At 61.0% G+C, this 20155-nt stretch carries 23 protein-coding genes; 10 read left to right on the forward strand and 13 right to left on the reverse strand.

Annotated elements, in window-relative coordinates:
- Window positions 1–126: 126 nt before the first annotated feature.
- Both J3Q04_RS16980 and J3Q04_RS16985 read right to left on the reverse strand, forming a co-directional pair.
- Window positions 127–1356, reverse strand: a complete 1230-nt coding sequence (locus tag J3Q04_RS16980; RefSeq protein ID WP_434610421.1) for a winged helix-turn-helix domain-containing protein — start codon at window positions 1354–1356, stop codon at window positions 127–129.
- 64 nt (window positions 1357–1420) lie between these two features.
- Complete coding sequence (locus tag J3Q04_RS16985; RefSeq protein ID WP_420764797.1) at window positions 1421–1642, reverse strand: DUF1127 domain-containing protein; 222 nt, start codon at window positions 1640–1642, stop codon at window positions 1421–1423.
- A gap of 97 nt (window positions 1643–1739) precedes the next feature.
- Between J3Q04_RS16985 and J3Q04_RS16990 the strand changes: the two genes are divergently transcribed.
- A complete protein-coding gene (locus J3Q04_RS16990) occupies window positions 1740–2594 on the forward strand; it encodes a LysR substrate-binding domain-containing protein (protein ID WP_420764840.1) in 855 nt (284 codons plus the stop codon).
- Here J3Q04_RS16990 and J3Q04_RS16995 read toward each other — a convergent pair.
- The gene (locus J3Q04_RS16995; RefSeq protein ID WP_434563136.1) at window positions 2584–3333 is read right to left on the reverse strand and encodes a sulfite exporter TauE/SafE family protein; all 750 of its coding nucleotides are present in this window, start codon (window positions 3331–3333) and stop codon (window positions 2584–2586) included. The genes J3Q04_RS16990 and J3Q04_RS16995 overlap by 11 nt on opposite strands.
- A gap of 147 nt (window positions 3334–3480) precedes the next feature.
- Between J3Q04_RS16995 and J3Q04_RS17000 the strand changes: the two genes are divergently transcribed.
- The 3 genes from J3Q04_RS17000 (at window position 3481) to J3Q04_RS17010 (ending at window position 5709) form a co-directional block, all read left to right on the forward strand.
- Window positions 3481–3942, forward strand: a complete 462-nt coding sequence (locus J3Q04_RS17000) for a MarR family winged helix-turn-helix transcriptional regulator (protein WP_434563134.1) — start codon at window positions 3481–3483, stop codon at window positions 3940–3942.
- Window positions 3943–4239: 297 nt separating this feature from the next.
- The gene (locus J3Q04_RS17005) at window positions 4240–4659 is read left to right on the forward strand and encodes an organic hydroperoxide resistance protein (protein ID WP_434563132.1); all 420 of its coding nucleotides are present in this window, start codon (window positions 4240–4242) and stop codon (window positions 4657–4659) included.
- Window positions 4660–4695: 36 nt separating this feature from the next.
- On the forward strand, window positions 4696–5709 hold the full coding sequence (locus J3Q04_RS17010; RefSeq protein WP_434610417.1) for an alpha/beta hydrolase: 1014 nt from the start codon (window positions 4696–4698) through the stop codon (window positions 5707–5709).
- Between the two features lie 70 nt (window positions 5710–5779).
- Here the strand turns inward: J3Q04_RS17010 and J3Q04_RS17015 are convergent, their stop codons facing one another.
- Together J3Q04_RS17015 and earP are read right to left on the reverse strand one after the other, a co-directional pair.
- Window positions 5780–6349: an elongation factor P gene (locus J3Q04_RS17015; protein WP_007955690.1), complete on the reverse strand. Its 570-nt coding sequence runs from the start codon at window positions 6347–6349 to the stop codon at window positions 5780–5782.
- 48 nt (window positions 6350–6397) lie between these two features.
- Window positions 6398–7531: an elongation factor P maturation arginine rhamnosyltransferase EarP gene (gene earP / locus J3Q04_RS17020; RefSeq protein ID WP_434610414.1), complete on the reverse strand. Its 1134-nt coding sequence runs from the start codon at window positions 7529–7531 to the stop codon at window positions 6398–6400.
- A 121-nt stretch (window positions 7532–7652) separates the two neighbouring features.
- Between earP and J3Q04_RS17025 the strand changes: the two genes are divergently transcribed.
- Complete coding sequence (locus J3Q04_RS17025; protein ID WP_420764803.1) at window positions 7653–8039, forward strand: cytochrome b/b6 domain-containing protein; 387 nt, start codon at window positions 7653–7655, stop codon at window positions 8037–8039.
- A gap of 2 nt (window positions 8040–8041) precedes the next feature.
- On the forward strand, window positions 8042–8524 hold the full coding sequence (locus tag J3Q04_RS17030) for a GreA/GreB family elongation factor (protein WP_420764804.1): 483 nt from the start codon (window positions 8042–8044) through the stop codon (window positions 8522–8524).
- A 6-nt stretch (window positions 8525–8530) separates the two neighbouring features.
- Here the strand turns inward: J3Q04_RS17030 and cysB are convergent, their stop codons facing one another.
- The 4 genes from cysB to J3Q04_RS17050 all read right to left on the reverse strand — a co-directional run bounded on the left by cysB (window position 8531) and on the right by J3Q04_RS17050 (window position 12102).
- Complete coding sequence (gene cysB / locus J3Q04_RS17035) at window positions 8531–9505, reverse strand: HTH-type transcriptional regulator CysB (protein WP_003183769.1); 975 nt, start codon at window positions 9503–9505, stop codon at window positions 8531–8533.
- Window positions 9506–9615: 110 nt separating this feature from the next.
- Window positions 9616–10116: a universal stress protein gene (locus tag J3Q04_RS17040; RefSeq protein WP_420764805.1), complete on the reverse strand. Its 501-nt coding sequence runs from the start codon at window positions 10114–10116 to the stop codon at window positions 9616–9618.
- A 96-nt stretch (window positions 10117–10212) separates the two neighbouring features.
- Window positions 10213–11118, reverse strand: a complete 906-nt coding sequence (locus J3Q04_RS17045; RefSeq protein WP_420764806.1) for a 5'-nucleotidase — start codon at window positions 11116–11118, stop codon at window positions 10213–10215.
- Window positions 11119–11136: 18 nt separating this feature from the next.
- On the reverse strand, window positions 11137–12102 hold the full coding sequence (locus J3Q04_RS17050; protein ID WP_434610410.1) for a putative 2-dehydropantoate 2-reductase: 966 nt from the start codon (window positions 12100–12102) through the stop codon (window positions 11137–11139).
- Window positions 12103–12316: 214 nt separating this feature from the next.
- Here J3Q04_RS17050 and J3Q04_RS17055 point away from each other — a divergent pair, with 214 nt between their 5' ends.
- Window positions 12317–13393: a 3-deoxy-7-phosphoheptulonate synthase gene (locus tag J3Q04_RS17055; RefSeq protein WP_420764808.1), complete on the forward strand. Its 1077-nt coding sequence runs from the start codon at window positions 12317–12319 to the stop codon at window positions 13391–13393.
- A gap of 82 nt (window positions 13394–13475) precedes the next feature.
- Here J3Q04_RS17055 and J3Q04_RS17060 read toward each other — a convergent pair whose 3' ends face one another.
- Window positions 13476–13757, reverse strand: coding sequence for a GNAT family N-acetyltransferase (locus J3Q04_RS17060; protein ID WP_420764809.1), 282 nt, complete (start codon window positions 13755–13757; stop codon window positions 13476–13478).
- Between the two features lie 635 nt (window positions 13758–14392).
- Here J3Q04_RS17060 and oprI point away from each other — a divergent pair.
- Window positions 14393–14644 carry an outer membrane lipoprotei OprI gene (gene oprI / locus J3Q04_RS17065; protein WP_011335311.1) on the forward strand — a complete coding sequence of 84 codons (252 nt, stop codon included), beginning with the start codon at window positions 14393–14395 and terminating at the stop codon, window positions 14642–14644.
- Between the two features lie 123 nt (window positions 14645–14767).
- On the opposite strand, the gene J3Q04_RS17070 is transcribed toward oprI, so the two are convergent.
- From J3Q04_RS17070 to J3Q04_RS17080, 3 genes are all read right to left on the reverse strand, one after another.
- Window positions 14768–15739, reverse strand: coding sequence for a L,D-transpeptidase family protein (locus J3Q04_RS17070; protein ID WP_434563123.1), 972 nt, complete (start codon window positions 15737–15739; stop codon window positions 14768–14770).
- 258 nt (window positions 15740–15997) lie between these two features.
- Window positions 15998–16291 (reverse strand): hypothetical protein, encoded by a 294-nt coding sequence (locus J3Q04_RS17075; RefSeq protein ID WP_041020059.1) that lies wholly within the window; start codon window positions 16289–16291, stop codon window positions 15998–16000.
- Between the two features lie 56 nt (window positions 16292–16347).
- The gene (locus tag J3Q04_RS17080; RefSeq protein WP_434563121.1) at window positions 16348–16953 is read right to left on the reverse strand and encodes an arylesterase; all 606 of its coding nucleotides are present in this window, start codon (window positions 16951–16953) and stop codon (window positions 16348–16350) included.
- 10 nt (window positions 16954–16963) lie between these two features.
- On the opposite strand from J3Q04_RS17080, the gene J3Q04_RS17085 reads away from it, so the two are divergent.
- Both J3Q04_RS17085 and J3Q04_RS17090 read left to right on the forward strand, forming a co-directional pair.
- On the forward strand, window positions 16964–17647 hold the full coding sequence (locus tag J3Q04_RS17085) for an ABC transporter ATP-binding protein (RefSeq protein ID WP_039588896.1): 684 nt from the start codon (window positions 16964–16966) through the stop codon (window positions 17645–17647).
- Complete coding sequence (locus J3Q04_RS17090; protein ID WP_434610405.1) at window positions 17647–20151, forward strand: ABC transporter permease; 2505 nt, start codon at window positions 17647–17649, stop codon at window positions 20149–20151. The genes J3Q04_RS17085 and J3Q04_RS17090 overlap by 1 nt, the downstream gene beginning before the upstream one ends.
- Window positions 20152–20155 lie beyond the last annotated feature (4 nt).

The following is a 20155-nucleotide window of genomic DNA, read 5'->3' on the forward strand; positions in this document are numbered from 1 at the left end:
AGGTCCTTCTTCACCGGTTCAATCGCCTCGCGAGCAGGCTCGCTCCCACATTGGATTTGCTGTGTCACAAAGGCTGTAGTCACCGCAAATCCCTGTGGGAGCGAGCCTGCTCGCGAAGGGGCCAGCTCAGTCACTGGTAATTTCAGCCAATGCCACCGCCAACCGAACCCCACCCTCCCGCTGGCAATTGAGTTGAACCCGCTCCAACCCCAACCACCGGGCCATGCTCCACAGATTCGCCGCCAGCGCCAGCATGCCCTCCTCGTCCATCCCGGGCACCTCTTCGTGCACGGCATGCACGGCCAATTGCCCCAAAGCCCGCTCCGCCCGCAAATCAACCCGGGCGGCAATTCGCTCGTTGTGTAGAAACGGCAGGACGTAATAGCCATACACCCGCTTGTGTACCGGCGTGTAGATCTCCAGGCGATAGCGAAAATCAAACAGCCGCTCGGTGCGACTGCGCTCCCAGACCAGCGAATCGAACGGTGACAGCAGCGCACTGGCGGCAACCTTGCGTGGAATTTTCACGAGGGGGCGACACCAGGCCGGCTGTTTCCAACCCTGGACCTGACAGCGCAGCAGTGCTCCGGCCTCTTCCAGTTCAGCCAGCCGCTCGCGGGCGTCCGCCGGGCTCAAGCGAAAGTAGTCGCGCAGATCCTTCTCGGTGCCAACCCCCAAGGCTTCGGCGGCATGAATCAGCAGTGTGCGCTGGGCCTGGGCTTCGTCCGGCAGCGGTTGCTGCAGGATCGAGGCCGGCAAGACCCGCTCCGGCAAATCATAGAGGCGCTCGAAGCCACGGCGCCCCGCCACCGTCACCTCGCCCGCCGCGAACAGCCACTCCAGCGCATGCTTCTCCGCGCTCCAGTCCCACCACGGCCCGGCCTTTTCCTGGCGCGTGGACAAGCTGCCCGCGCCAATCGCGCCCTGGTCCCGAACAGATTGCAGGACTCGACCGATCACGTCTTGCTGCTCGCGGCCGAAACGCGCCAATTGTTGGTAAATACCTTCGCCGCGCGCCGCCCGGGCCATGCGCCAGCGCATCGACGGATACATCGTCATCGGCAGCAGCGAAGCCTCATGCCCCCAATATTCGAACAACGTGCGACGACGCCCCTGGCTCCAGGCAGCTTGATCGAGCAAATCGCGATTGTAATGACCGAGGCGGGAGAACAGCGGGAGGTAATGCGAGCGCACCAACGCGTTGACTGAATCGATCTGCAGGACGCCAAGGCGTTCGATCAGGCGGTTGAGGCGGGAGGGTTGGACCGGCGCCGACGGTAGCCGCCCATCGAATCCTTGGGCGGCCAACGCCAGACGCCGGGCCTGTTTGAGGGTAAAGGACAGAGTCGCGGGCATGGAGATCTCCTTGTCTGCTCGCAACCTACCTCACCACTAAGCGGTTTGTGTAGGGAAGGATGGCTCATTTGTGCATTGGGTCATCCCAGAATGGCCGGACCACTTCTTTTTCCACGTCGGCACGGCTGACGCCGATGTCCTTGAGCGCCTCGTCGCTCAGGCCGGCAAGCAATTCACGTTCATGGTGCAATTCATACCAGCGGCTAAACTTGTGCAGCAGATCGCTGAGGGAAAACCGGTGGAATGAGTGCTTGTCTATCGATACATACCCTTTCTGACCTTTCATCGTCATGTCCTCCGTTGGGGGTAGCTCAAGTCTCGCGCCAAGGCTAAGATCAATCCAACGAATGTTTCTTATGCAATACATCTCGGAGATTGATCCATTGTCGAGTTACCCGAGCATCGATACGGAAGTGCTGCGGACCTTTGTCGCCATCGCCGATCAGGGTGGTTTCACCCGTGCCGGGGAATTGGTCAACCGTACGCAATCCGCGGTCAGCATGCAGATGAAGCGGCTGGAGGAAGACGTGTTGCAGCGTCGGCTGTTCGAGCGCGACGGGCGACAAGTAAAGCTCACCGCCGAGGGGCAGGTGTTGCTGGGTTATGCCCGGCGCATCCTCAAGTTGCACAGCGAAGTGTTCAATACCCTGCGCGAACCCCATATGGTCGGCACCGTCCGCATCGGCACACCGGACGATTATGTGATGCGCTTTCTGCCAGGCATCCTGCAGCGCTTCGCCCAGTTCTATCCGCTGATCGAAATCGAGGTGCATTGCGAATCATCCAAGCAATTGCTGCTGCGCCAGGACCTGGACCTGTCCATCGTCACTCGCAAGCCTGGGGATGAAATAGGCCAGTTGCTGCGCAAGGAACGTTTTGTCTGGGCCGAAGCGGCGTGCTTCAACACCCATGAGCAAACGCCCCTGCCGCTGGCTATGTTCAACAGCGATTGCTTCTGCCGGCAGTGGGCCTGCAATGCGCTGGACGCCATGGGACGCGATTACCGCGTGGCCTATAACAGCTCGAGCTTGTCGGCGATCATGGCGGTGGTAGGCGCGGGCCTGGCAATCACTGCGCAACTGGAAAGCCTGCTGACCCCTGACATGCGCGTCCTCGGCGAGGCCGAGAACCTGCCGGAGCTGCCCGAGGCCAGCATCATGCTGATCCGCAACCTGCACAATCCGTCGCCGATCACCGAATGCCTGGCCGAACACATCGTGGAAGGCTTCAAACTTTAAAGATGAGCAGTACGGCGCACAGCACCAGGAAACCGCAGAACAGCCCACGCAACAGTCGCTCCGGCAAGGCGTGGGCGACCTTCACGCCCCAGCTGATGCTCATCAGCCCACCGACTGCCAGCGGCACGCCGATCCACCAGTCCACTTCATGATGAAACGCATAAGTGACAAGGGTCACGCCGGTACTGGGCAAGGCCAACGACAGCGACAGGCCCTGGGCAACTACCTGAGTCGTGCCGAACACACTGGTGAGGAACGGCGTTGCGACAACGGCCCCACCCACACCAAACAGGCCACCCATCGTTCCTGAAGCCGCACCCAACACGCCGAGCCATGGCCAACCGTGGCGCATCTGCGCCGAAGCGGGCGCCGTGGTGGTGAACATTCGGATGAGGTTATATGCAGCCAAAACAACCAAGAACACCACGAAGCCGATGCGCATGCTTTCGGCGTCAATGCCCACGGCCCAGATAGAGCCGAGCCAGGCGAAGCAGAATCCCATGGACGCCAACGGCAGGACATGACGCAACTCGATGCGATTGCGCTGGTGATAACGCCACAGCGCCAGCATGACGTTAGGCACCACCATCACCAATGCCGTGCCCTGGGCAATCTGCTGGTCCAGGCCGAACCATACGCCCAGCACCGGTATCGCAATCAGCCCGCCACCGATGCCGAACAATCCCCCCAAGGTGCCCAACGCGGCGCCCAACAGCAAATACAGCACGACCTCGATCACAGACCACTCTCCCCTTAATCAGGGCGCCTATCCTACGCAGTTGCCGAGACCGAGGAAACGCAACACCTGATCAAGTCGTCAGAATTATCTGGTGCATTAAAGATTCGTCCGCTAGATTCGTAATCATCTTTGACGAAAGGTTTTGCCATGAGCACCCAACGCGACACCCCCGACCCTTGCGAAGCCCTTTTGCTGGACAACCAGGTCTGTTTCGCCCTGCACTCGACATCGCTGTTGATGACCAAGGTGTACAAGCCACTGCTCCAAGCCCTGGGCCTGACCTATCCGCAGTATCTGGCGATGATGGTGCTGTGGGAAAAAGACGGTTTGACCGTCGGTGAAATCAGCACCCGCCTGCTCACTGACCCGGGCTCCCTGACACCATTGCTCAAGCGCCTGGAGGCCGAGGGCCTATTGAGCCGCACCCGCAGCCGTGAGGACGAGCGCGTGGTGATCGTCGAGCTCACCGAGCAAGGCCGCGCCTTGCAGAAAAAGGCCCTCGACATCCCCCAATGCATCCTCGCCGCCAGCGGCCAGACGTTGGAGCAACTGAAGAAACTGCAGCATGATCTCCAGCAGTTGCGTGGGCACTTGCAAGACAGCCTCTAACTTCAGGAACACCGCCGGCTCTATGTGGGACCGAGCCTGCTCGCGAAGGCGCCGGCGAATCCAATACCCCTCCCCTTGACCTTCCGCCCTTCCCGTCAAAACCCCCCGCATCGAAAAATTTTCAACCCCATCGAACCGCTCTAGAACAGCCCCTCCAGCCATTTCCGGCTTGCCAATTCATATTCTCCGTAAAAATTTATCTTGCGCACAAATTATTAGCGCTATACATTCTCTCCACACCTACTTAGCGCGCAAACATTTAGCGCAAATAACCAACCGGAAAACGAGGCGCCCACCATGAAAACGCTCTACACCGCAATCGCAACTTCCACCGGCGGCCGTGACGGTCGTGCTATCTCCAGCGACAACATTCTCGACGTCAAACTCGCCACGCCAAAAGAACTCGGCGGCGCAGGCGGTGCGGCGACCAACCCTGAACAACTGTTCGCCGCCGGTTACTCGGCCTGCTTCATCGGCGCGTTGAAATTCGTCGCCAGCCAGACCAAACGCAAGATCCCAGACGACGCCTCTATCTCTGCCCATGTCGGCATCGGCCAGATTCCTGGTGGTTTCGGTCTCGACATCGACCTGCACATCAGCCTGCCGGGCCTCGACCAGGCCGACGCCCAGAGCCTCGTCGATGCCGCGCACCAGGTGTGCCCTTACTCCAACGCCACCCGCGGCAACGTTGATGTGCGTCTGCACGTGACCGTTTGATCTTCGCCCCTCGAACCTGAATTTAAGGAGATGCACATGAGCACTTTCAGCAAAACCCTGACCGGCGCCCTTCTCGCCCTGAGCGTTAGCAACGCTTTCGCCGACGGCATCGTCGAACACAACACCCAGGCCTTCCTCGACGCGCTGAACGCCGGCACCGGCAAGCCGCTGGAGCAGTTGTCGCCCAAAGACGCCCGCGCAGTACTGGTCGGCGCCCAGGCCGGTGTGAAGTTGACGCTGCCCAAGGCCGATGTCAGCGAGAAAACCATCAAGGTCGATGGACAATCGATCAGCCTGACCATCGTTCGTCCGGCCGGTATCAAGGGTGAGCTGCCCGTGTTCATGTTCTTCCACGGCGGAGGCTGGGTGCTGGGGGACTTCCCAACCCATGAACGCCTGGTTCGCGACCTGGTGGCGGGTTCGGGCGCCGTCGCGGTGTTTGTCAACTACACGCCCTCACCCGAAGCGCATTACCCGGTGGCGATCAACCAGGCTTATGCCGCAACCAAGTGGGTGGCCGAGCACGGTAAGGAAATCAATGTCGATGGCAAGCGCCTGGCGGTAGCGGGCAACAGCGTTGGCGGTAACATGGCTGCGGTCGTGGCGCTGATGGCCAAGGACAAGGGCACCCCGGCGATCCGCTTCCAAGCGCTGTTATGGCCGGTGACCGATGCCAATTTCGAGACGGCGTCCTACAACCAGTTCGCCGAAGGGTATTTCCTCAGCAAGAACATGATGAAGTGGTTCTGGGACAACTACACCACCGATGCCGGGCAGCGTAACGAGATCTATGCATCGCCATTGCGGGCAACCACCGCGCAGCTCAAGGGCCTGCCGCCCGCGCTGGTGCAGACTGCCGAGGCTGACGTACTGCGCGACGAAGGCGAAGCCTACGCCCGCAAACTGGACGCGGCCGGCGTGCCAGTCACGGCTGTCCGTTACAACGGCATGATCCACGACTATGGCTTGCTCAACGTCGTGAGCCAGGTGCCAGCGGTGCGCTCGGCGATGTTGCAAGCGTCCCAAGAACTCAAGGAACACCTGAAGTAACAGGGCCCCTGGGAGCAAGAATGAAAAAGCCCGACTCAATGGTCGGGCTTTTTCGTACAAAAGACTTCGCTTATTTAGCGCGGCCTTTGTAGGAACCGCCTTCGCGGGTATCGATCTCGATCATGTCGCCGATTTCGATGAAGTCAGCAACCGACAGCTCGGTACCGTTCTTCAGTTTGGCAGGCTTCATCACCTTGCCGGAAGTATCACCGCGAGCGGAGCCTTCGGTGTAGTCAACCTGACGCACGATGGTGGTCGGCAGTTCTACGGAAACCAGGCGGCCTTCGAAGAATACGGCTTCGCAGACGTCGGTCATGCCTTCTTCAACGAATGGCAGAACGCTTTCGATGTCTTCGGCGTTCAGTTCGTACATGGTGTAGTCAGTGGTGTCCATGAACGTGTAGGAGTCGCCGCTGATGAAGGACAGGGTCGCTTCTTTACGGTCCAGGATCACGTCGTCCAGCTTGTCGTCCGCACCGTAGACGGTTTCGGTCTTGTAGCCGGTCAGCAGGTTTTTCAGCTTGGTCTTCATGATCGCGCTGTTACGACCCGACTTGGTGAATTCAGCTTTCTGAACCAGCCAAGGATCGTTGTCGATACGAATCACGGTACCGGGTTTGAGTTCTTTACCAGTTTTCATTGCGAATATCCGAATTTGGATGGGATTTACAAAAATCTAGGCCGCGTATCATATCCAATTTCGGTAAAACTTCACCAGCGCCGTGGCGAGATCGGCTCGCGAGGCCTGTTCCAGGCACCATGCCTGGGCGTGTTCGGCCAGTTCACGCCGCGCTTCGCCAGTGGCTTTCCAGTGCTCGGCCATGTCCTGGCCGGCATTCCAGGCCCGCCAAAGACCGCTGATCGCTTTTTCCGCCGAAGCCGAAAGACCTTGGGTGTACAACGCGAGAAACGCTTCGAGCTTTTCCAGATGGACGTCTTCTTCCTGCTGGTAGATGTGCCAGAGCAACGGCAGCCCGGCCCATTGCGCACGTACGAACGAGTCTTCGCCACGCACCGCGTTGAAATCGCAGCACCACAGGAGCCGGTCGTAATCATCCTGCCTAATAAAGGGCAGCACCTGCACCGTCAGGGCGCCGCGGCGATGCAGCGCGCCGGACTCCAAGCCATCCACGCCCAGCCAGCGCGCCACATCGCCCAGGACCCGACCTTCGGGAACCAATACATGGGATGCGCGCGCATCGGTCGCCATCGCCTCGAACCAGCTCGCCAGTCCGGCGTTCTCATAGGCGAACAGCGAGATCAGGCGCGCCCCGGGTTCCCGCACGACGCCCAATCCATGCAGGAAATTTCGCTGCGCCACGTCATCCTGTTGAAACAGCCGACGATGCTCCAGCAGGCCGGCCTCACGCAGCAAGCCCCCCGTTCCCTCTTGGAAACCAGGAAAAAAGAAATATTTCTGCACATGCTTGTACTTGACCGACGGCAGGCCATGGCAACCGATGACCCAGTCTTCGGCGCTCAAGTAGTCGAGGTTCATCCATAACGGCGTCACCTCGCGTTCGGCCATCGCGTCCATATAGGCACTGGGCAATTGGCAGGCGAAGGCTGCTATCACAACGTCCGCCGCGTCGGTGTCGCACCATTGCGTGGGCCAGTGTCGGACCTGTACACCCTGCTGCCATTGTTCACAAAGGCCGACGTCGATCTCGGGGCACAGCCGCTCGAAAGCACGCAGGTCATCGACCCAAAGCCGCACCGCGCATCGATGCTCGGCCACCAATTGCCGGGCCAGGCGCCACGTGACGCCGATGTCGCCAAAGTTATCCACGACGGTGCAAAAAATATCCCAGCGCACGGTCATTCCCGACTCCCTGTGGCAAAGCCTGATTGTCCCGCATTGGCCCCGTATTGCAGAAGGGCCGACGGCGATTAATCTTCATGCGACAATCAGCGCCTATCCATGCCCCTGCCAGGAAGCAGTCATGCCTGATCATCCCCCCGCCCCGCGCCTCACAGCCCTGCGATTGACCGTCAGTATTGCCCTGGGCCTGTGGCTGGGGTTTGTCGCCATCGTTCTGACGGGCTGGTTGCTGTCCAGGTTCCTGTTCGATGAACAACTGGCCCCGGTGGCCGCCGCGGTCCATCAACTGGCGCAACCGCCAGCGGTGCAACCGGCGCCCGAGCCGCCCACCCCGATGTTCGAGCAGTACCAGCAAAATCTGCAGAAGAACGAGCAGCGCCAGGCGTTGGAACAGGTGCGCAACAATCCTCGCAACCTGTCCAACCCCAAATGCCAGTTCTGGCTGCAACAGGACCAGAACGCGCCCAGCGAGAAAAGCCGCGCCAATGTCCTGCAATTTTGCGAGTGATCATGAACAAGCAGACCGTTCACCAATTGATCCTCGACAAGCTCAAGGTTGACCTCGACGTCGCCGAGCGAGCCGCGCAAACCGCTTATGAAACCGCGACGCACGAGGAAAACATCGCCGAAAACAAGTACGACACCCTTGGTCTCGAAGCGTCCTACCTTGCCGCGGGGCAGGCCAGGCGCGTAGAGGAAATCCGCCAGGCCCTCGCCCTCTGCCAGAACCTGGCGCTAAGGCCTTACGATGGGCAACGCGGCATCCAGGTCGGCACCTTGATCGGACTGGAAGATGAAGATGGCCGCCAACAGTGGCTGTTCCTGGGGCCGGATGCGGCGGGGCTGAAGGTGTCGCTGGTGGGTCAGCCGATCACCGTCATCACCCCTCGCTCGCCGCTGGGCCGAGGCCTGCTGGGCAAATTCGAAGGGGATGAAGTGGAGATCGTCGTGGCGGGCGCCCGGCAACAGTTCGCTGTCACCGAGGCGATTTAATCCAGCTTAGTGCACCGGCAATTCGACGCCGTCGAACAGCTCTTCGAGTTCCTGCTTGTTGTGGCACTGAATGGCCTTCGCCATCACCTCCCGAGTGAGGTGCGGCGCGAATTTCTCGATGAAATCGCACATGAAGCCACGCAGGAAGGTGCCACGACGGAAGCCGATCTTGGTCACGCTGGATTCGAACAGCTCGCTGGCATCCAACACCACCAGGTCATTGTCGAGCTTGGTATCGACGGCCATCTTCGCCACGATTCCCACACCCAGGCCGAGGCGTACATAAGTCTTGATTACGTCGGCGTCGGCGGCGGTGAACACCACCTTCGGCGTCAGGCCACGATGGCTGAAGGCTTCGTCGAGTTTCGAACGGCCGGTGAAGCCGAACACGTAGGTCACGATCGGGTATTCGGCCAAGGCCTCGAGGGTCAGCTTCGGCAGCTTGGTCAACGGATGGCCCTGGGGCACCACCACGCAGCGGTTCCAGCGATAGCACGGCATCATCACCAGGTCGCCGAACAACTCCAGGGCTTCGGTGGCGATGGCGAAGTCCACGGTGCCGTCGGCGGCCATTTCGGCGATCTGCATCGGCGAACCCTGGTGCATGTGCAGCGCCACGTCCGGATATTGCTTGATGAAATTGCTGATCACCGGCGGCAGCGCATAACGGGCCTGGGTGTGCGTGGTCGCGATGGACAGGGTGCCTTTCTTCTCGTTGGAAAATTCCTGGGCGATCTGCTTGATGCTTTCGACCTTGCGCAGGATCTCGCCAGCCGTGGTGATGATGCGCTCACCGGCCGGGGTGACACGGGTCAGGTGCTTGCCGCTGCGGGCGAAGACTTCGACGCCCAGTTCGTCTTCCAACAGGCGGATCTGCTTGCTGATGCCAGGTTGCGACGTGTAGAGGCTTTGGGCGGTAGCGGAAACGTTGAGGTCGTGGTGCGCCACTTCCCAGATGTAGCGCAATTGTTGAAGCTTCATATGTATCCCTCAAAGCAGTTGGATGCGACGGGCATCAGCGACGGCATATAACTATATGAATGGATGTATTAATAAATCTAGAACTTTTTATAAAAAGCCATCATTTAGCCTTAGGTCTCCCCGTGGCGCCGGCGCTGCACCAGCGGCACCAGGTAGACCGGCACCCGGGATAACTGCAATACCCGTGCGGCGGTCCTCCCCAAAGGGGTCTCGCCATTCGCCCCTTGGCAATGACTGCCTACGATCAACAAATCGACGGAGAGTTTCGCGGCCTGCTCGAGAATGACCTGGGAAGGATCACCCTGGAATACCCTCACCGACTTGATCAGCTTCAAGTCCTGCTGCCCCTCCCCCAGTTCCTCGCGAAAATTGTCGAGTACCCGCTGCTCGATATTGGCCATCACCGTATTCAGACCCTGGCGATGAAATTCGTTCAGCGCGTGCTCGTCGAGGTAGCTTTGCAACACCGACTCGGCGAACAGCCCCATCGGTTCCACCGCATGCACTACATACAACTCGGCTTCAAACGTCCGTGCCAACGCCAAGGCATGCTGCATCACATAAGGGGCATAAAGGCCCAGGTCTGTGGCGTACAGCATCGAACGAATCATGTGACCTCCTCGAATGCCTGAATGGCGGAGATTGATTCAGCTTAGCAGCGCCCCGACGAGTGCGACGTGCGGCGTGACGCTCCCCGCAACGGGTGGTCAGAGCTTCACTTCGTTACTGATGCCATGGGGCACGTGCCCGGTGGCGACCACTTCCCGGGCAAGCTCGCAATGTCCGGTCTGGTCGTCGAAAAACACGTCGGCGGCAAAAGCCTCGAGAAAGGCCGACTTGGTCAAGCCGCCCAGGAACAGCGACTCGTCGAGGCGGATATCCCATTCGCGCAACGTGCGAATGACCCGTTCGTGGGCCGGCGCCGAACGGGCCGTCACCAATGCCGTGCGGATCGGGCAAGCATCCTCGGGAAACTCGCGTTGCAGCGCATTGAGCGCCGCCAGGAAGCCCTTGAATGGCCCCCCTCGCAGCGGCTCGCGCGCGGCCTGGCGTTCACTGGCCTGGAAGGCTTCCAGGCCACCGCTCTGATAGACGCGTTCCGACTCGTCGGAAAACAGCACCGCATCACCGTCGAAAGCAATGCGCAATTCCTCGCTGGCGGCACGGCTGGCGCCGCCCGACAGAATTGTCGCGGCCGCAAATCCCGCGTCCAGGGCGCTGCGCACGTCTTCGGCATGGGTGGACAAAAACAGGTCGCAGCCGAAGGCCTTCAGATAAGGGTATGGACTGCGGCCGCCAACGAAGGCGGCGCGGGAAATCGCCAAGCCATAATGGTGGATCGAGTTGAATACCCGCAGGCCGGTATCGGCGCTGTTTCGCGAGACCAGGATGACTTCGACACGGGCGCGCCCAAGGTGCTCGTTGAGGTTGAGCAGTTTCTGCACCAGGGCGAAGGCGTCCCCCGGCTCCAGGACCTCGTCTTCATGCTCGATCTGGTATTGCCGATAGGCCTCGACGCCACTCGACAGATAGACCTTGTGGCTTTCGCGCAAATCGAACAAGGCCCGCGATGAAATCGCCAGCACCAGCTTGTCATCGATGTTATTTGCCATGTTGCCCCCTTTCGCCTGTCAACGGTTGCGGCGATCCAGGAACGCCAGCGCCTGATGCAACGCTTCGATCTTCGGCAGCTCGCAGCCTGCCGCCTTGGCCGCCGCCAATGGCCGGGCGTAGATTGCCTCCAGCTCCAGCGGCCGTTTATGGGCGTAATCGTGATACATGCTCGGCCAATAGTCGGGCATTTTTTCGGTCATCGTGAACAGATAATCCGCATACCCAGGCGCGATCTGATGGCCGCAGGCCTGCGCACCGCGTACCACCTCGCCCATGAGCGCCTGGATCAGCCCGCGACTGTGATCATTCGCCATCAACGGCGAGGTGCTGGCGCCCAGCAGCACCGACAGACCGTTATACGGTACGTTCCACACCAGCTTCTGCCAACGAGCCTGTTGCAGGTCGGGCATCGCCTGGGAGTCGATGCCGGCGCCACGGAACAGACCCGCCGCCTCTTCGACGATCGCCATGCGCTCAGCCTGGTCCTGGCAGGGACCACTGTGATAGCCGATGTTGACCGCACCGAGCGCCTGGTGAGCGATGACGCCCGGGCCGACACGATTCACGCAGATCAGGCACAGGCCACCCAACAGGTGCAGCGAATCGGGCAACAACGGCCGCAGATCGTCTTCGACATCGAGGCCGTTCTGCAGCAACAGGATTTTCGCCCCATCGGCCGCCGCCTGGATGATCGCCGGTGCCAGGTCGGCATTGCTGGTGGTCTTGGCGCCCACCAGCAGCCACTCGCAAGGCGGCATCTGCTCAGCCGAGCGGTACGCCTGGACCGGGTCGAGGCTCAGCGTGCCATGGACATCGCTGTCGATCCGCAGGCCGCCCTCGGCGACGGCGGCAAATTCGCTGCGCAACAAGAAGTGAACGTCGTGACCGGCCCGGGCCAGCATCACACCGTAAAACCCACCGATCGCCCCGGTGCCGATCATGCCGATCCTGCCGCTCCCGGGTCTAGCGCCTGCCTGCGTCATGCAACTCCCCCTCTCTGACAATCCCCGCGCATCATTACACAGGACCCACGCTTCGTGGCGAGGACCCTGCCCGCCGCAATTAAAGCGGCCCCTGCCCATTGTCGAGCCACCTCCGAACGCGCTAAGGTTCGGCTCCCCGACGCGCTTAACTTCGCTGTGCACCGCCGCGCGGGGATCGCTGGCGGCCGGCACCCGTGACCTGACGAGTAACACGATGGCTGATTTACCGATCAATGACCTAAACGTCGCCTCCAACGAGACCCTCATCACGCCTGACCAGCTCAAGCGCGATATCCCCCTGAGCGACGCTGCCCTGCGCACCGTGACCAAGGGCCGGGAAGTCATCCGCAACATTCTCGACGGCACCGACCATCGCCTGTTCGTGGTCATCGGGCCTTGCTCGATCCACGACATCAAGGCTGCCCACGAATACGCCGAGCGCCTGAAGGTACTCGCCGCGGAAGTTTCCGACACCTTGTACCTGGTGATGCGGGTGTATTTCGAGAAGCCTCGTACGACCGTTGGCTGGAAGGGCCTGATCAACGACCCGTACCTGGACGACTCCTTCAAGATCCAGGACGGCCTGCACATCGGTCGCCAATTGCTGCTGGACCTGGCCGAAATGGGCCTGCCCACCGCCACCGAAGCCCTGGACCCGATCTCTCCGCAATATTTGCAGGACCTGATCAGCTGGTCGGCCATCGGCGCACGCACCACCGAATCCCAGACCCACCGGGAAATGGCCTCCGGCCTGTCCTCGGCGGTCGGCTTCAAGAACGGCACCGACGGCGGCCTGACCGTGGCGATCAACGCCTTGCAGTCGGTTTCCAGCCCGCACCGTTTCCTGGGCATCAACCAGGAAGGTGGCGTCTCGATCGTCACCACCAAGGGCAACGCCTACGGCCACGTGGTATTGCGCGGCGGCAACGGCAAGCCGAACTATGATTCGGTCAGTGTCGCCCTGTGTGAGCAGGCGCTGGACAAGGCCAAGGTCAAGCCGAACATCATGGTCGATTGCAGCCACGCCAACTCCAACAAGGACCCGGCGCTGCAGCCGCTGGTGATGGAAAACGTTGCCAACCAGATCTTGGAAGGCAACCAATCAATCATCGGCCTGATGGTGGAAAGTCATTTGAACTGGGGCTGCCAGGCGATCCCGAAAGACCTCGCCGATTTGCAGTACGGCGTCTCCATCACCGACGCCTGCATCGACTGGGGCACGACCGAGAAAACCTTGCGCAGCATGCACGCCAAGCTCAAGGACGTGCTGCCAAAGCGTCAGCGCAGCTGATCGATCGCTTCGACAGATAAAAACCAGCATAAAAAAACGCCGGGCTTTTCAGCCCGGCGTTTTTTTGGGGAACCGTTGGGTGTCAGAGCTTCGCCGCGTGCCGCTGGTGACGTTCCATGTATCGCTCCACATAGGAGCAGGACGGGATCACCGTGTAGCCCATTTCCTCGGCGTACTGCAGGGCCGCTTCAGTCAGCTTCGCCGCGATTCCCCTGCCACGCAACGCGTTGGGCACGAACGTGCGATAGATATCCAGGGTCTGCTTGCCCAGGTCCATGTAGGTCAGATAGGCACGATGACCGTCCACAATGGTCTCGAACTGATGACCAGCCTGGTCATGGTGGATGGTAACCGCCTCGCTCATCACTACTCCTCGCGGGTCTGAATGCCGACCCCTACCTTACCGATGTTTTTCCGGCGAAGGAACATCTACGCCACCCCGTGCCTGCTTGGTCACCGAGCGCAAAAAATCAATCGCTCAAACCCGAGCACGTCGTGAATAGTAGGCACCAATGACGCAAATGCTCAAGGCACGCCTGTCACTGAAGGGATAAACCCCGGCGGGTTTATCGATTGAGCGTCACGCTCACCCTGTAGTCGATCAAGGCGCAATAGCTGAACATCGCCAGTTGTTGAGTCTTGAGACGAGCGCCGATTGTTAAAGTCACCGCCGTTACCAATAAAAGATGTGCCGGCGGTTGCGCAAAAAATGAGCAAAAGTCTAGGAGAATCAATAAACAGCGACTTTAGCGCTCTGCAATGAGTTGGTCTGCCCAGCGGAACTTTTCTTCACCGCCGCGCTCCATTCCGGAGGTTGGGCTGTGCGTTTTTTAAACAGCACTCAGAAAAGTTGCTTGAAAAAGAATCACCGCCTACAATTTTTTTGCTTCTTGCGCTACGTCAGTTTACTTACTACAAGTAATGAGTAGTATGTACGCCGGCTAACTCCTCACTCTGGGGAGACAGTCATTAAATAGAAAGTCCTTGAAGGGGAACACGATGAACAACGTTCTGAAATTCTCTGCTCTGGCCCTGGCCGCAGTTCTGGCTACCGGTTGCAGCAGCGCATCGAAAGAAACCGAAGCCCGTCTGACTGCTACCGAAGACGCAGCAGCTCGCGCCCAAGCTCGTGCAGACGAAGCCTACCGTAAAGCTGATGAAGCTCTGGCTGCTGCTCAAAAAGCACAACAGACTGCTGACGAAGCTAACGAGCGTGCTCTGCGCATGCTGGAAAAAGCTAGCCGCAAGTAATAGTCCTTCGGGATTGTTATCGAGCCGACCTGTTACTGGGTCGGCTTTTTTATTGCCCTGAGTTTTTGCAAGGCAAAAAAAACCGCCGAGGTCGCAAGAAGTCGGCGGTTTGCTTCAGGACAGTTACTGGGGCATGTCGACCGGGGCGCTCGAGACCATCGGGGCCGATGCACTTGGCACTGCGATTTCCACCGGCAGGCCATCTTCGGCAGCTACCACGTCACGCACCACGTCCCAGTTCATGCGCAAGTTGCTGGTGATGTCCTCACGCTTGAGCATCGCATTGATGACCGCGGTGTGCTTGTCCACCACGGACGGGTTGCCCTTGTCGTCCAGGGGCGTATGGGCTTCCAGGTAAACCTTGCCGCCACTGAGGCCCAACTTGTACGGATCGTTGATGATTCGTACCGAAGTGCCCACCGGCACCATGCCGGCCATCTCCAGGACGTTGTTGTTGAACATACGGAAACAGCCGTGGCTGGTACGCATGCCAATGCCAAACTTCTTGTTCGATCCATGGATCAGGTAGCCCGGCGTACCCAGGGTGAACTTGAACGGGCCCAATGGATTGTCAGGACCGGCCGGCACGACATTCGGCAGCGGGTCGCCATCAGCGGCGTGTTCGGCCTTGATCGAGGCCGGAGGCGTCCAGGTCGGGTTAGGCGTCTTGGCGATGATGCTGGTGCGCGCAATGGGCGAACCCCAACCTTCGCGGCCAATCCCCAGTGGGAACGTATAGACCACGTTCCGGCCCTTGGGGAAATAGTAGAGGCGATATTCGGCGAGGTTGATCACGATGCCTTCGCGCGGGCCCGGAGGAAGAATGAAACGGGTCGGCAGGACAATCTCGGTGCCAGCACCCGGCAACCACGGATCGACCCCGGGGTTGGCCGCCACCATCTCGGTATAGCCCAAGTCATAGGTGGTGCCCAGGTCAGCGAAGGTATCTTCGTATTTAGCCTTGATGACCTGCACCTGGCCGACGATGTCTTCGCCCGGTGGGGGCAGGGGCAACTCCAACGCAGCAACGGGACCAGCCATACACAGGGCGGCAAGAGACAGGCAGCGGGCGACGGCAGGCAAGCGCGGCAACATCCGGGAAATCCTTCGCAGATCGAACAAGGGGTATCGAAACGGCGATTGTACACTGCCCCCCGTTATTTCGGGGAGAGCGAGGCCAGAGTGTCCGATGCGCAGCATTGTTTCAAAAGCTCACGAAGTTGCGGTCGGCACAAATCTGTGGGGGAGCGAGCCTGCTCGCGATAGCGTTCTACCTGTGCGCATTGAATGAATGTGCCTGCGTCATCGCGAGCAGGCTAGCTCCCACCAATGTCATATTGGAAATCAGGGAGACTACAACTCGAACCGCAACTCCGGCCAGATTGGCGAGGTGCCGCGTTTCTGCGACTCCAGGATCGCCCGGCACAAGGAACACAGGCGGTGATCCTGGAAAATCCTGCGATCGACCCCGGACCAACGTGGCTGGGCCGGCAACAGGCTGCCGCACAGGGTCCGGTCGGCCGATCCGCCCAGTTCCAACTGCCGGGTCACCAGGTGCACCCGTACTTCCTGGCAGGCGAACAGATCCAACTGCTCGTCAGGCTCGATCAGTTGGTAGGCAAACAGGGACCAGGCGGGACGCGGCATCGGGGGCTCCAAATCGGGGGCGCCACATTAGCCGAAACACCGCCTGTAGAAAAGCGTCAAAGCAGCGGTTTCAGCGTCGGCCAGACATTTTCCAGCAACTTGCCCTGAGCCGCGACGGACGGGTGCAACCCGTCGCCTTGCATCATCCCTGGGACACCTCCCACATCCTTGAGAAAAAACGGCACCAGCGGCACCTTCTTCTCCTCGGCCAAGGTGGTGTAGACCTTCGCGAAAGCCTCGGTGTAGCGCCGCCCATAGTTGGGCGGCAACTGCATGCCCAGCAAGATCACCTTCGCACCGCTGGCGCGAGAGCTCTCGATCATCGCTGCAAGGTTTTGTTGCAATTGTGTTGGCGGCTGTCCGCGCAGCCCATCGTTGCCTCCCAACTCCAGAACCACCACCTCCGGCTTATGGGCCGCAAGCAGCGTCGGCAGGCGCGCCAGGCCACCTGCACTGGTGTCGCCACTGATCGAGGCATTGACCACTTTATCGTCGAAACCCTCGGCCTTGAGCCGTTGTTCTAGCAACGACACCCAGCCTTGCCGGGTATCCAGGCCGAAAGCCGCGCTGATACTATCGCCAACGATCAGGACTGTACCCGCCGCTGCGTTCTGGACCATGCACATCAAGGCCAGGCCGGCACTCAAAAACCACACACGCATCGGATTCTCCATGGGCTCAAGCATTCTCACCGCGACGGACCTTAGCAAAGTGGTTCCCAGCGCGGAAGGTGAACTGACCATCCTGCACGAACTCAGCCTGGAACTGAACAAGGGCGACAGCCTGGCCATCGTCGGCGCGTCCGGTTCCGGCAAGTCGACGCTGCTCGGCCTGCTGGCCGGGCTCGACCTGCCCAGCAAGGGCGAAGTGACCCTCGCCGGCCAAGCCCTCAGCGCATTGGACGAGGATCAGCGGGCACGGGTTCGCGCCGAACATGTCGGCTTCGTCTTCCAGTCTTTCCAGCTGCTCGACAGCCTCAACGCGCTGGAGAACGTTATGCTGCCGCTGGAACTGGACGGCCGCAAGGACGCCCGGGAGCGCGCCACGCAACTGCTGCAACGGGTCGGGCTCGGCCAGCGGTTGACTCACTCGCCACGCCAGCTCTCCGGCGGCGAACAACAGCGCGTTGCGATCGCCCGCGCCTTTGCCGCCGAACCCGACGTTCTGTTTGCCGACGAGCCTACCGGCAACCTCGACAGCCACACTGGTGAACGCATCAGCGACCTGCTGTTCGAGCTGAACAAGGAACGCGGTACGACCCTGGTGCTGGTCACCCACGACGAACGCCTGGCCCATCGCTGCCGGCGCCTGATCCGACTTGAAGCCGGCCAGATGGTCGCGCCCCTGGAGCCTTGATGGCACGCTTGCCCCTGCTGCGCCTGTTCAGTCTTGCCATTCGCCAGTTGCTGCGCGACGCCCGCGCCGGCGAGCTGCGCGTGCTGTTCTTCGCCTTGCTGGTGGCCGTGGCGGCAAGCACCGCCATCGGCTACTTCGGCGCCCGGCTCAACGGCGCGATGATGATGCGCGCCACCGAGTTCCTCGGCGCCGACCTGCTGCTCGAAGGCAGCTCCCCCGCCCGCCCGGAACAGATTCGCAGCGGCTCCGAACTGGGCCTGGAACATGCCCGCGTGGTGGAGTTTTCCAGTGTCGTTGCCACCGACAACGGTATCCAGCTGTCCAGCGTCAAGGCAGCCGATGACATCTACCCCTTGCGCGGCGAACTGAAGAGCGCCCCCGCGCCCCTTGCACAGGAGGAAACGGGCGGACGTCCAGCCCCGGGTGAGGCCTGGGTGGAGGCGCGGCTGCTGACCGCCCTGGACCTGAAGATCGGTGACAGCATCGATGTCGGCAACAAGACCCTTCGCCTGAGCCGGGTGCTGACCTACGAACCGGATCGCGCCGGCAACTTCTACAGCCTTACACCGCGAGTCATGATCAATCTCAAGGATCTGGACGCCACAGGCGTGGTGCAACCGGGCAGCCGCGTCAGCTATCGCGACCTGTGGCGAGGCCCGGCCCCGGCACTGCAAACCTACCGCGACCTGGTCAAGCCAGGCCTGGAACCCAACCAGCGTCTGCAGGATGCCCGCGATGGCAACCGGCAGATCGGAGGCGCCCTGGGCAAGGCCGAGCGCTACCTGAACATGGCCAGCCTGGTGGCGGTGCTGCTGTCCGGCGTGGCCGTCGCCCTCTCCGCCAACCGCTTCGCCACCCGGCGCTTCGACGCCAGCGCGCTGTTGCGTTGTCTCGGCCTGTCGCGCCGGGAAGCCATGGTGCTGTTCAGCCTGCAATTGACGGTGCTGGGCCTGCTGGCCAGTATCAGCGGCGCCCTCCTTGGCTGGATCGCCCAACTGGGGCTGTTCGCCTTGCTGCATGACCTGTTGCCGACCACCGTGCCGCCAGGCGGCCTGTTGCCGGCGATCGCGGGGATCGGCACCGGGCTGGTGGCGCTGGCGGGGTTCGCCTTGCCGCCGTTGGCCGCACTGGGCCGGGTCCCGCCGCTGCGCGTACTGCGCCGGGACATGCTGCCGATCCCCTCCAGTACCTGGGTGGTCTACGGCGCCGCATTGGGTGCCCTTGGGCTGATCATGTGGCGCCTGAGCCTGGACCTGGTGCTCACGTTTGCCCTGCTCGGTGGCGGCGTGATTGCCGCGCTGGTCCTTGGTGGCCTGCTGCTGCTGGCATTGCAGAGCCTGCGTCGGATGCTGGCCCGCGCCTCGCTGCCCTGGCGCCTGGGGCTCGGCCAGTTGCTGCGCCACCCGCTGGCTGCGGCGGGCCAGGCCCTGGCATTCGGCCTGATCCTATTGTCGATGGCATTGATTGCGTTGCTGCGCGGCGAGTTGTTGGATACCTGGCAAAACCAGCTGCCCAAGAACGCTCCGAACTATTTCGCCCTGAACATCCTGCCCAACGACAAACAGGCGTTCGCCGACAAGCTGATGGAACTGTCCGCGCAGTCGGCCCCGCTGTATCCCGTGGTACCGGGGCGGCTCATCAGCATCAACGGCGAGCCGGCCAAGGAATTCGTGACCAAAGACTCGGCGGGCGACCGCGCGCTGCAGCGCGACCTGAGCCTGACCTGGGCCGCGGATCTGCCTGCGGGCAATGTGGTGACCGCCGGAAACTGGTGGCCTCAACAGCCACCGGACGATATTCCAGGAGTGTCGGTGGAAGGCAAGGTGGCCGAAAACCTCAAGATCAAGCTGGGCGACCGCCTGGTGTTCAATGTCGGGGGTCTCAACCGGGAGGCGAAGGTCACCAGCCTGCGGGAAATCAATTGGGACAATTTCCAGCCAAACTTCTTCATGATTTTCCAGCCTGGCACCTTGAAGGATCTTCCGGCCACCTACCTCACCAGCTTCTATCTGGCAGCCGGTCACGACCAGCAGATTGTCGACCTGTCACGGGCGTTCCCCGCCGTGACGATCCTGCAGGTGGAAGCCCTGCTCGAACAACTGCGCAGCATCCTCGCCCAGGTGACGCTGGCCGTGGAATATGTGCTGCTGTTCGTGCTCGCGGCGGGGATGGCCGTGCTGTTCTCAGGCTTGCAAGCCACGCTCGATGAAAGGATTCGCCAAGGCGCATTGCTACGCGCCCTCGGTGCCGAGCGGCCACTGCTGACCAAGGCCCGGCGCATCGAGTTCGGTTTGCTGGGCGCGGTCAGCGGCTTGCTGGCCGCCCTGGGCTCGGAGTTGGTGAGCCTGGTGCTTTACCGGTACGCATTCGACCTGCCATGGCATCCGCATCCATGGCTGCTGGTGCTGCCATTGGTGGGCGCTTTGCTGATCGGTGCAGCGGGCGTATTTGGTACCCGCCGAGCGCTCAACGCCAGCCCGCTGACAGTGTTGCGCGAGGGTTGATAGA

It is taken from the genome of Pseudomonas sp. D4-21 (assembly GCF_051132125.1).
Lineage (GTDB): Bacteria > Pseudomonadota > Gammaproteobacteria > Pseudomonadales > Pseudomonadaceae > Aquipseudomonas.

Coding starts and splice junctions, on each gene's coding strand:
- J3Q04_RS17030 (WP_420764804.1), top strand. CDS start 8,042: ATGAACAAGCAGACCGTTCACCAATTGATCCTCGACAAGCTCAAGGTT.
- J3Q04_RS17050 (WP_434610410.1), bottom strand. CDS start 12,102: ATGACGCAGGCAGGCGCTAGACCCGGGAGCGGCAGGATCGGCATGATC.
- J3Q04_RS17090 (WP_434610405.1), top strand. CDS start 17,647: ATGGCACGCTTGCCCCTGCTGCGCCTGTTCAGTCTTGCCATTCGCCAG.
- J3Q04_RS17000 (WP_434563134.1), top strand. CDS start 3,481: ATGAGCACCCAACGCGACACCCCCGACCCTTGCGAAGCCCTTTTGCTG.
- J3Q04_RS17015 (WP_007955690.1), bottom strand. CDS start 6,349: ATGAAAACTGGTAAAGAACTCAAACCCGGTACCGTGATTCGTATCGAC.
- J3Q04_RS17025 (WP_420764803.1), top strand. CDS start 7,653: ATGCCTGATCATCCCCCCGCCCCGCGCCTCACAGCCCTGCGATTGACC.
- J3Q04_RS17070 (WP_434563123.1), bottom strand. CDS start 15,739: ATGTTGCCGCGCTTGCCTGCCGTCGCCCGCTGCCTGTCTCTTGCCGCC.
- J3Q04_RS16985 (WP_420764797.1), bottom strand. CDS start 1,642: ATGAAAGGTCAGAAAGGGTATGTATCGATAGACAAGCACTCATTCCAC.
- oprI (WP_011335311.1), top strand. CDS start 14,393: ATGAACAACGTTCTGAAATTCTCTGCTCTGGCCCTGGCCGCAGTTCTG.
- J3Q04_RS17005 (WP_434563132.1), top strand. CDS start 4,240: ATGAAAACGCTCTACACCGCAATCGCAACTTCCACCGGCGGCCGTGAC.
- J3Q04_RS17080 (WP_434563121.1), bottom strand. CDS start 16,953: ATGCGTGTGTGGTTTTTGAGTGCCGGCCTGGCCTTGATGTGCATGGTC.
- cysB (WP_003183769.1), bottom strand. CDS start 9,505: ATGAAGCTTCAACAATTGCGCTACATCTGGGAAGTGGCGCACCACGAC.
- J3Q04_RS17075 (WP_041020059.1), bottom strand. CDS start 16,291: ATGCCGCGTCCCGCCTGGTCCCTGTTTGCCTACCAACTGATCGAGCCT.
- J3Q04_RS17010 (WP_434610417.1), top strand. CDS start 4,696: ATGAGCACTTTCAGCAAAACCCTGACCGGCGCCCTTCTCGCCCTGAGC.
- J3Q04_RS17040 (WP_420764805.1), bottom strand. CDS start 10,116: ATGATTCGTTCGATGCTGTACGCCACAGACCTGGGCCTTTATGCCCCT.
- J3Q04_RS16980 (WP_434610421.1), bottom strand. CDS start 1,356: ATGCCCGCGACTCTGTCCTTTACCCTCAAACAGGCCCGGCGTCTGGCG.
- J3Q04_RS17085 (WP_039588896.1), top strand. CDS start 16,964: ATGGGCTCAAGCATTCTCACCGCGACGGACCTTAGCAAAGTGGTTCCC.
- J3Q04_RS17055 (WP_420764808.1), top strand. CDS start 12,317: ATGGCTGATTTACCGATCAATGACCTAAACGTCGCCTCCAACGAGACC.
- earP (WP_434610414.1), bottom strand. CDS start 7,531: ATGACCGTGCGCTGGGATATTTTTTGCACCGTCGTGGATAACTTTGGC.
- J3Q04_RS17060 (WP_420764809.1), bottom strand. CDS start 13,757: ATGAGCGAGGCGGTTACCATCCACCATGACCAGGCTGGTCATCAGTTC.
- J3Q04_RS17045 (WP_420764806.1), bottom strand. CDS start 11,118: ATGGCAAATAACATCGATGACAAGCTGGTGCTGGCGATTTCATCGCGG.